This window comes from Bacillus sp. T33-2, assembly GCF_002860205.1.
Lineage (GTDB): Bacteria > Bacillota > Bacilli > Bacillales > Cytobacillaceae > T33-2.
Genome location: NZ_PGVB01000030.1, coordinates 20,337 through 29,156 on the forward strand (window position 1 = coordinate 20,337; position 8,820 = coordinate 29,156).

Sequence of the window (8,820 nt, forward strand, 5' to 3'; positions counted from 1 at the left end):
CTCCTTATTCCACAAAAGACGCATTTTATAATTGCAATTATATCAGTTTGATTATTGTACAGGATAGCCAGGCAATGTTTAAAAAAAGCCCTCCCAACAAGGGCGAGAGCTTTTTTGCAAGAATGCTGGCGGGCCGGGGGACGCATCTTTCGGCTGCCACCAGAACAACATTCCCCATTCATCCATAACACTACTAATCAGCTTAACCTCTTATATCAACAAAATATACATAAAAAAAAGAAAGAGTGCAACTTATTCAGGGTATATGATACACACGAAAAAGTCTTGTGGCATAATGATGAAGCCTGTAGTATTTTGTCGAAAATTCATGCAATTTTTAAAAAAATATTTTATAAGTAAAATAATTTTTTCGGATTTTCACATCGATGTTGTCGCATTTCCGTTATGTATTTATAAAAAAAACATTCTCAAACCTTGATATATAGATACTTTGTGGGGAATGCTAAAATTTCCTAAAAGATGAAAAATAAAATAATTGACGTTTATGGGAATGACTGGTATTATTAAATAAATAAAAAGTCTTTGTCGAAAAATGACGAAAAAGACTATAAGATACATAGCCGAGAGGAGAGGAATATTATGAAATCTACAGGTATAGTTCGTAAGGTTGATGAGCTTGGACGTGTAGTTATTCCGATTGAATTAAGAAGAACGTTAGGTATAGCAGAAAAGGACGCGCTCGAAATTTATGTTGATGACGACCGTATCATCCTGAAAAAATATAAACCTAACATGACTTGCCATATCACTGGCGAAGTGTCTGACAACAATATCACCCTTGCTGGTGGCAAGCTGATTTTAAGCCGTGAAGGTGCGGAGCAGCTGCTTAAAGAAATTCAAGGGTCCTTTGAAACAGCAAAATAGTCATAACAAAAAGCTTCTCCTTCCGTAGAGAAGCTTTTTTGCATTTAGTGTCAATGCATCCAGTCAATTTCCGGTTTTATTAATCGATATGGTATGCCTGGTAAACATCCCGTTTATTGAGGCCGCGGTCTTTTGCCGTCTGTTTGATCGCGTCCTTGGAATTCATGTTTTTTTCGGACATATAATAGCCAACATGTTCACTTACGCTTAAATTGTTCCACCACAATGTTTCTTCTTGACCAGATCCGAAGGCGGCTCCTTCAATAATAACGCAGAACTCTCCTCTAACCTCGACGCTTCCAGCCCAGGCAATGGCTTCACTGACCGTTCCCCTGATAAATTCTTCAAATTTTTTGGTTAGCTCCCGGCAAAGCACAATTTTTCTGTCGCCAAGTGTTTCGTTCATTTGCTGCAGTGTTTCGCGGAGCCGGTGGGGTGCTTCATAAAAAATGATTGCCCCAGTTTGTTTCGCTAATTGCTCAAGCTCTTTTCGGCGCTCTTTTTTGTTTCTCTTTAAAAAACCATAAAAGTAAAAAGGCTGGGGTGCAATTCCTGAGGCTATCAATGCAGTCAGTGCCGCATTTGCACCCGGCAGCGGAACAACTGTGAGATTTTCCTCCAATGCGGAAGAAACAAGTTCATACCCAGGATCAGAAATAGTCGGCATCCCTGCGTCGCTTACCAACGCAACCTTTGCGCCTTCCCTGATTCGGTCGAGGAGCTTTTCCCCGCTCATTTCTTTATTATGTTCGTGGTAGCTCGTAACCGGGGTATCGATTTCAAAATAATTACACAGCTTTTTTGTGTTCCTGGTGTCCTCTGCTGCGATTACGTCAGCTTCCTTCATGATTCTGACAGCCCGGAAGCTCATATCCTCCAGATTCCCGATTGGTGTCGGAACAAGGTATAAAATCCCTTTCTCATCTTCATGGTCAAAGCTCTTTTGCTGCTGCATATAAACCACCTGTCTCGATTAATAGAAACTCATCTTTTTTCTTTCTGGACCACCGTTTGAAATGGTACTCGACTTTTAATGCTTCGCTTTTGCTCGGGAAGGACTTTGAAAAAATTAATCTCACAGGCCCGCGCCCTCTAGTATATTTAGCTCCTTTTCCTTCATTATGGAGCTTGATCCGCCGTTCCAGATTATTTGTATATCCTGCATAGTAACTCCCGTCCCGGCAGACGAGAACATAGAAATGGTGCTCATTCACTTCCATATAAGATTTCCCTCAATTCAGGCGTATACTCATTATCATCATTATAGATAATTAAAGGCTGCAAAATTTTCAAATCCGGATTGCCTCCTTTAATTCCTTCTACAAGCACTGTATTTGCTTCTTTCCCGGCTTTAGGATAAACAAACTGAATGCGCTTTGGTTCAAGCCGGTACTTCCGCATCAGTTCGATAATATCAGCCAGCCTCCCCGGGCGGTGGACTAATGCCGCCTTTCCCCCTTGCCTGACCAGCTGGCTTGAAACCCGGACAGCATCCTCAAGCGTACACAGTATTTCATGGCGCGCAATGGCAAGGTGCTCGTTTTCATTGATTTCTTCTGCTGAGGGAGTGATAAAATAAGGAGGATTGCAGGTTACGGTATCAAATTTCCCGTAGCCCAATTGTTTAGGCATCTCCTTGATATCGCCATGGATCATTTGTATTTGGTGCCCAAGGTCGTTATATTCAACACTTCTCACAGCCATATCATACAATCTTTCCTGAATTTCCACACCAACAATGTTTCCTTTTGTCCTTGTGCTTAAAAAGAGGGGGATAACCCCGTTTCCGCTGCATAAATCAATCAACCGCCCTTTTTGAATGGGCACGTAGACAAATTTCGCCAGCAAAACAGCGTCAAGAGAAAATGCAAACACTGATGGACTCTGTATAATCCGTAAATTTTCAGCCAGCAGATAGTCCAGCCTTTCATCATCCTTTAAATTAATCATTCAGGGCCTCCCACATGAATTTAACCGGGCAGTCATTCTTATGAAAACAGCCTTCCCAAACGCGGGAAGGCTGCCGATTATTTTTTATTAAGAAAGGATAGGCAAAACAGACAGTCTCCTTCTTTCCGCGGGCTTCCAAAATGCAAATTGCAAATATGAAAACCCTCCTGATACAGGCGGGCCAGGTTGTCATACCCTTCACCGATATCAATGGCATTTCTGTCTCCGGGCACTCCGCGCTTGCCTTTGCTGCCTTTTTTCGTTTTAGTTTCTTTGCTCTCGGTCGTTTGATCCAGACGGCGTCTTAAATGCTCATTTTCCAGCTTTAAAGAATTATTCTCTTCAAGTATTTCCGCTAAATGCTGCTTTAACTCACCAAGCTGGCGGTAAAGATTGCCGATTTGGGCTTCCATATTACTTACTGAGTCAAAGATCTCCTTCTTATCCACGTACTCCACCTCATTAATCTGTGGATGATTGTATTGAAACGGCGCCTGCCTTCAGCACTTCATCTAGCGTGTATTCAAGCACGCGTTCTTGTTCTGCCAGCTCGACCTGCATAACACGCTGTAATATATTCAAACCTACCACTTTGCCCCGCCCATTTGGAGTGTTAATGATTTCGCCAAGATCCGGAAGCTGTTCCTTCGCTGTTTCATATTCGTCATTCTCATATTTCAAACAGCACATTAATCTTCCGCATAGACCGGAAATCTTCGTTGGGTTAAGCGACAGGTTTTGGTCTTTATCCATTTTGATGGAAACTGGATCAAAATCCCCCAAAAAGGTCGAACAGCACAGCATCCTGCCACATGGCCCAATGCCGCCGAGCATTTTCGCTTCATCCCTGACACCAATTTGCCGGAGTTCAATCCTTGTCCGAAAAATCGCGGCCAAATCCTTGACCAGTTCCCGAAAATCAACTCTGCCATCTGCAGTGAAATAAAAGATTACTTTGTTACGGTCGAATGTATATTCAACATCAACAAGCTTCATGTCCAGTTGATGCTCGCTTACCTTTTCACAACAAACTTCATAAGCTTGCTTGGCCTCAGCCTTGTTCTCCTCAACAATGAGCCGATCCTTTTGATCTGCGATCCGTACCACTTTTTTCAGCGGCAAAACTACATCGTTTTCTCCAACCTGTTTTCGGGGAATGACAATCCTGCCGTACTCAACTCCCCTGACAGTTTCGACAATAACGAATTCGTCATTTTCGATTACCAGATCTCCGGGATCAAAATAATATATCTTGCCCGCCTTTTTAAAGCGGACACCTACAACATCATACAAGTGTTGATCCCTCCTGCAATTTTAACACCAGCTCTTCCATTACCAGCTGGGAATTCATATTGGCATGCAGCTTCCTTTTCGCCTCCAGAATGGCTGCCATTTGCTCAGTTAAACGCCGTCCGGATGTTTGTAAAGCAAATTGCTCCAAGCGGGAGATTTCATTCAGATAGACAACCTGGTCTCTTTTTCCAAGCTGGATATATAATAAATCCTTAAACATAAGAAGTAATAAATCCAAACCACGATCAACCTGATCTTTTTCTTTAAAGTGCCCGAACCAATGTTCCTGAAGCGTGACAAGCGCTTCCAAGGAATGATTTTTCAGCGCTTCATATAATTTTAACACTATTTTTTGAGCTTGTGCAAACCAATCATTGTTACTTATTTCAAATGCTTCATCCGGATTGTTCGTCAACTGGGCTAACAGCGGGGCTGCCTCTGGTTTAACGCCCTTCTCAACCAGGAAATCCGCCAAGTTTTTTGGTGATAATTGGGTGAAGCTTATCATCTGGCATCTTGATAATATCGTAGGCAGCATCTGCTGTGGTTGCTCGGTGACCAATACTGCAACCGTTTCGGCATGAGGCTCTTCCAAAAATTTAAGCAGGCTGTTGGCTGCATTGGTGGTCATTCGGTCAGCATGTTCAATCATGTACATTTTTCTTCTGGATTCTACGCCAGTTTTAGTAAACTCTTCCTGTAATGATTGAATCTGGCTTTTTTTTATCGAAAGCCCGTCTGGTTCGATGACATGTATATCCGGATGGTTGCCGTTATTGATTCTTTTGCAATTCAGGCAGGTCTCGCACGGTTTATAGCCATCGAAGGGGGCAAGGCAGAAGAGGCTTTTTGCAAGCAGCAAGCCCGCCTCTTTTTTACCGGTTCCCCGTTGCCCTTCAAATATATATGCATGGGCCACCCGGTCCTTCTGGATGCTGTTTTTAATCATTTTTAAAACGGTCGGCTGAAATTCTTCCATTTCACTCCAGGTCCTTGCCATGCCCATCACTCTCTTACGTATATAAATTAATCAATAGTCCTTTGATCTCGCCGATCCTCCCAAGAATATCTATCGACTTTTCCTCTTGTTTCATTATCCCCTCGGTCAGCTCGACCAAATGGCCGTCTATGATTTCGACAATTTTCAAGGAACGGCCCTCCCCGAACTGGTTCCAGCTGTGGGACTGCTTCAATCCCATGCCAAAGTCCACTGTTTCTTTAACAAACCTCTTTACAAGACTTTTATATCTCGCCAAATCCTTGAATGTCCTTGAACGGGACAATCTTTCACCGGCATTGTCTATTTCACTCAATAGCTGCTGGATCTGCCCCATGTGCATTTTATGTTCCTGCTTTTGGACCAGTTCGCCGAATTTTAGCTGGCCGGCTGCCGGTTGCCTGTTCTGGCGGATTTTATCCAGGTTCAGGCTGAAATCTTGATTTATTTTCATGTTCGGATAATACCTCCGCTAATTCCGTTAAAATTGCAGAAATTGCTCAACTGGCAATACAAAAACAGTTGCCCCGCCCACTTCAACTTCGACCGGATACGGAACATATGAATCGGCATTGCCTCCCATCGGGGATACCGGAGCAACAAGCTGGTCACGTGACTTACAGTTTTCTTTAATAATTTGCAATGCTTTTTCAACCCGGATGTCCTCAGTGCCGATGATAAAAGTGGTATTTCCTGCTTTTAAAAATCCACCTGTACTCGCCAGTTTTGTTGCACGGAAATTATTGTCTACCAGTGCATTGGACAGGCGATTGCTGTCCTGGTCCTGTACTACAGCAAAAATTAACTTCATCTTGAATACCCCCTGCATTTTTATTGCCGTTTGCTTTACAACTATTATAACAGGATTTTTTTGTAAGGACATGGTTTATCCATATAAGGTATGATGCCAGCTGTTACCATTAATCAAAAAGCAATAAAAAAACCTTAAAGACCGTTCTTTAAGGTTTTTTCTCTATTTCATGTATTTCACAAGGAATTCCTTTATCTTGCCCTCCACTTCTGCGTACACCATTTCAAGCGGCCTTGATGCATCTATTTTCATAATTCGATCTGGGTACCTGTTTGCCAGCAGTAAATAACCTTCCCTGACCTTTTGATGAAACTGAAGATTTTCCAAATCAAGACGATTCACTTCCCGGCCATTATGCTTGTTAATTCTATCCAGCCCAGTCTCCGGATCCAGGTCAAAGTAAACAGTGAGGAGAGGCATCATATCTTCAACTGCGAAGCGATTGATCGAATGAACTTCTTCAATTCCAAGACCGCGGGCATATCCCTGGTATGCCAGTGAACTGTCAATAAAACGGTCGCAAAGGACAATCTGCCCGTTCACCAGTGCCGGCCTAACTTTTTCCACAAGATGCTGCCTCCTCGCTGCCGCATATAACAAAGCCTCAGTGCGGGCATCCATGGCAGTGTTTTCTTTATCCAGGATCACATTCCTGATTTGTTCTGCGATGTCTATTCCTCCTGGCTCCCTCGTTGCCAGGACACTATATCCTTCTTCTTCAAAATTCTCTTTCAACATGCGGATAATGGTTGTTTTACCCGCACCTTCAGGTCCTTCTATGGAAATAAATAATCCCTTGCTCATCACACTTTACCCTCCAGCATTTCTTGATCCAATTTATACAAAATGGGGATTTTTATGTTTTCTCTTAAAAGATAAACACGCTGACTTTTCCTGCATCAAGATGTTGGGCACCTTGGAACCTTGCCCCAGCGTTTTTCAGGTAGTTTAACATCTCCAATTTTTCTGTTGTTATCATTTCCCCTGGAAAACAGAGTGGAATTCCCGGGGGATAGGGAATGATCATTTCAGCACTGATCCGGCCTGCCGATTCTTTCAATAAAACCGTTTCTGTTGGCAACCGATCCATGCTTTTATAATTGATTTCAAGAGTGGAAATTTCTTCATTTTTAACATACAGTTTCTCCCGCTTTTTTCGACCGGGCGGAATTTGCTTAACCGCATGCGCAATTTTTTTCGATGCCTGTACAAAACGATAATCCATGCCTTTTTTCAATAGCGGCAGGACGAACAGGACGTTTGCAGGATCGGCAAGCTCCGTGTAGACTCCCTCAGCTTCAAATAATTTTTGCAGCGCAAACCCACTTAACCCGTTAGTGGACTGCATCGTCATTTTCAAGGGATCTGTACGGTCCGAGGATAGCAAACGGATACCATCAAGATCCTTCAAGTTGTGTTTGAATGCTTCAATTTCATCAAGAAGATAGCTCTTGTCATCAACTTTAAAAGTTCCTAAATAGCTTCGTGCCGCATCAAGCGACGCCATTATTGGGTAAGAGGGGCTGCTTGATTGCAGAACCTGCAAGTAATAATTTATTTGCTGCATGGGGATCAAACTGCTATTGTAGTGCAGAAACGCCCCCATTGTCATGGCTGGCAATGTTTTATGTGCGGACTGTACAACAACATCTGCCCCTAGGCTCACAGCTGAAGCCGGAAACGGTTCACCGGCAATAAAATGGACGCCATGGGCTTCATCTACGAGCACAGGAATCCCGTTCTGATGGGCAAGATCGATGATTTTTTTTAAATCATACACCATTCCATAGTAGTTCGGATGAGTCAAAATCACCGCTTTTGCATCCGGATGCATTTGAATCGCTTTTCTGATGGTTTCTATGGATACACCGCCTGTGACAGCCCAGTCGGGATTATATTCCGGCCCTAAAAAAACAGGCCGGGCTTTTGCAAGCCGGATTCCATTCATGATGGATTTATGTGAATTCCGCTGTACGAGTACCTTATCCTCTTCTTTGACTGTGCCCATGATCATCGCCAGATTCCCTGAAGTTGAACCATTAATAAGGAAAAAGCTTTTTTTAACCTTATATAGCCCGGCTAGAAGCTTCTCTGCTTCAAGGATTGCTCCTTCAGGGGCGTGCAAGTCATCCAGGCCCGTAATTTCAGTTGCATCCAATCTTAATATGTCCTTAAAATATGTATGGCCTTGGATAGGGAAAATTTCGCCGAATTTATGTCCAGGTACATGAAAGGATATCGGGTTTTTCTGTTTATGCACCAATAATTGATTCAGTAAAGGTGTTTCAAAATGATTCATAACTCACCGTAATTGGATTTTTTATTCGTAGCCTTACCTATTTTATCAGATTGAACTGCGTTTGTATTTTTCCAAAAAAAATAAAGCTCTATAATGAGCTTTTTCACGAGAATATTTCCGATGAAGATACTTTCCTAAGCTTTTCTATAAAATACTTATATTTAGGTTCACTCGTATCAGTGCTGATCATGCCTTTTTCACATTCGGTACAGATAAAAGATGTAAATAGATGTATTCCTGTCTGCTTTATTTGCTCACATATTACACATGTTTCCCCAACTTGTTTATTTGTAATAAGACAACTCAAATTGTCCACCTCCATACACCTATTCTTCCCAGCAGCTAAAAATTGTATACAATTTTTAGAAAAGTGGCTTTTAGAGTTTACTTGATTTATATTGTATGATTATTTTTTTGAATCTGTGTATGTCTTAACAGTAATTCAAGGTTTAATGCAGTTTTTATTTTACGCTAAAATAATTAGTTAAGCCTCATTAGCCATCGACGTGATGTCCCATAAACAAAAAACAGCTGACATAAAATCAGCTGTTTTCGTGTGCCCGGCGGCGTCCTACTCTCACAGGG

12 protein-coding genes are annotated in these 8,820 nt (G+C 42.3%); 1 reads left to right on the forward strand and 11 read right to left on the reverse strand.

The features are described 5' to 3' along the window. Nucleotides 1-600: 600 nt before the first annotated feature. On the forward strand, nt 601-885 hold the full coding sequence (locus CVD19_RS19260) for an AbrB/MazE/SpoVT family DNA-binding domain-containing protein (protein ID WP_101584586.1): 285 nt from the start codon (nt 601-603) through the stop codon (nt 883-885). A gap of 79 nt (nt 886-964) precedes the next feature. Here the strand turns inward: CVD19_RS19260 and rsmI are convergent, their stop codons facing one another. The 11 genes from rsmI to CVD19_RS19315 form a co-directional block, all read right to left on the reverse strand. Then, nucleotides 965-1,840 (reverse strand): 16S rRNA (cytidine(1402)-2'-O)-methyltransferase, encoded by an 876-nt coding sequence (gene rsmI, locus CVD19_RS19265; RefSeq protein ID WP_101584588.1) that lies wholly within the window; start codon nt 1,838-1,840, stop codon nt 965-967. Beyond that, a complete protein-coding gene (locus CVD19_RS19270) occupies nt 1,818-2,105 on the reverse strand; it encodes a GIY-YIG nuclease family protein (protein WP_101584591.1) in 288 nt (95 codons plus the stop codon). Before CVD19_RS19270 ends, rsmI begins: the two co-directional genes overlap by 23 nt. After that, on the reverse strand, nt 2,092-2,835 hold the full coding sequence (locus CVD19_RS19275) for a tRNA1(Val) (adenine(37)-N6)-methyltransferase (protein ID WP_101584594.1): 744 nt from the start codon (nt 2,833-2,835) through the stop codon (nt 2,092-2,094). The genes CVD19_RS19270 and CVD19_RS19275 overlap by 14 nt, the downstream gene beginning before the upstream one ends. Nucleotides 2,836-2,912: 77 nt before the next feature. Beyond that, nucleotides 2,913-3,284 (reverse strand): DNA replication initiation control protein YabA, encoded by a 372-nt coding sequence (yabA, locus tag CVD19_RS19280; protein ID WP_101584597.1) that lies wholly within the window; start codon nt 3,282-3,284, stop codon nt 2,913-2,915. Between the two features lie 13 nt (nt 3,285-3,297). After that, nucleotides 3,298-4,128, reverse strand: coding sequence for a PSP1 domain-containing protein (locus tag CVD19_RS19285; RefSeq protein ID WP_101584600.1), 831 nt, complete (start codon nt 4,126-4,128; stop codon nt 3,298-3,300). After that, on the reverse strand, nt 4,121-5,128 hold the full coding sequence (gene holB, locus CVD19_RS19290; protein ID WP_101584603.1) for a DNA polymerase III subunit delta': 1,008 nt from the start codon (nt 5,126-5,128) through the stop codon (nt 4,121-4,123). Before holB ends, CVD19_RS19285 begins: the two co-directional genes overlap by 8 nt. 13 nt (nt 5,129-5,141) lie before the next feature. Then, nucleotides 5,142-5,579, reverse strand: coding sequence for a YaaR family protein (locus CVD19_RS19295; protein ID WP_101584605.1), 438 nt, complete (start codon nt 5,577-5,579; stop codon nt 5,142-5,144). A gap of 27 nt (nt 5,580-5,606) precedes the next feature. Beyond that, nucleotides 5,607-5,936 carry a cyclic-di-AMP receptor gene (locus CVD19_RS19300; protein ID WP_101584607.1) on the reverse strand — a complete coding sequence of 110 codons (330 nt, stop codon included), beginning with the start codon at nt 5,934-5,936 and terminating at the stop codon, nt 5,607-5,609. A 162-nt stretch (nt 5,937-6,098) separates the two neighbouring features. Further along, a complete protein-coding gene (tmk, locus tag CVD19_RS19305; RefSeq protein WP_101584610.1) occupies nt 6,099-6,740 on the reverse strand; it encodes a dTMP kinase in 642 nt (213 codons plus the stop codon). 64 nt (nt 6,741-6,804) lie between these two features. Continuing rightward, nucleotides 6,805-8,235: an aminotransferase class I/II-fold pyridoxal phosphate-dependent enzyme gene (locus CVD19_RS19310; RefSeq protein WP_101584613.1), complete on the reverse strand. Its 1,431-nt coding sequence runs from the start codon at nt 8,233-8,235 to the stop codon at nt 6,805-6,807. A 103-nt stretch (nt 8,236-8,338) separates the two neighbouring features. Further along, nucleotides 8,339-8,557, reverse strand: coding sequence for a sigma factor G inhibitor Gin (locus CVD19_RS19315; protein WP_101584615.1), 219 nt, complete (start codon nt 8,555-8,557; stop codon nt 8,339-8,341). Nucleotides 8,558-8,820 lie beyond the last annotated feature (263 nt).

Bases quoted from the DNA above. Each gene is read 5' to 3' on its own strand.
- CVD19_RS19260 (WP_101584586.1), top strand. From the start codon at position 601: ATGAAATCTACAGGTATAGTTCGTAAGGTTGATGAGCTTGGACGTGTA.
- rsmI (WP_101584588.1), bottom strand. From the start codon at position 1,840: ATGCAGCAGCAAAAGAGCTTTGACCATGAAGATGAGAAAGGGATTTTA.
- CVD19_RS19270 (WP_101584591.1), bottom strand. From the start codon at position 2,105: ATGGAAGTGAATGAGCACCATTTCTATGTTCTCGTCTGCCGGGACGGG.
- CVD19_RS19275 (WP_101584594.1), bottom strand. From the start codon at position 2,835: ATGATTAATTTAAAGGATGATGAAAGGCTGGACTATCTGCTGGCTGAA.
- holB (WP_101584603.1), bottom strand. From the start codon at position 5,128: ATGGCAAGGACCTGGAGTGAAATGGAAGAATTTCAGCCGACCGTTTTA.
- CVD19_RS19295 (WP_101584605.1), bottom strand. From the start codon at position 5,579: ATGAAAATAAATCAAGATTTCAGCCTGAACCTGGATAAAATCCGCCAG.
- CVD19_RS19300 (WP_101584607.1), bottom strand. From the start codon at position 5,936: ATGAAGTTAATTTTTGCTGTAGTACAGGACCAGGACAGCAATCGCCTG.
- tmk (WP_101584610.1), bottom strand. From the start codon at position 6,740: ATGAGCAAGGGATTATTTATTTCCATAGAAGGACCTGAAGGTGCGGGT.
- CVD19_RS19310 (WP_101584613.1), bottom strand. From the start codon at position 8,235: ATGAATCATTTTGAAACACCTTTACTGAATCAATTATTGGTGCATAAA.
- CVD19_RS19315 (WP_101584615.1), bottom strand. From the start codon at position 8,557: ATGGAGGTGGACAATTTGAGTTGTCTTATTACAAATAAACAAGTTGGG.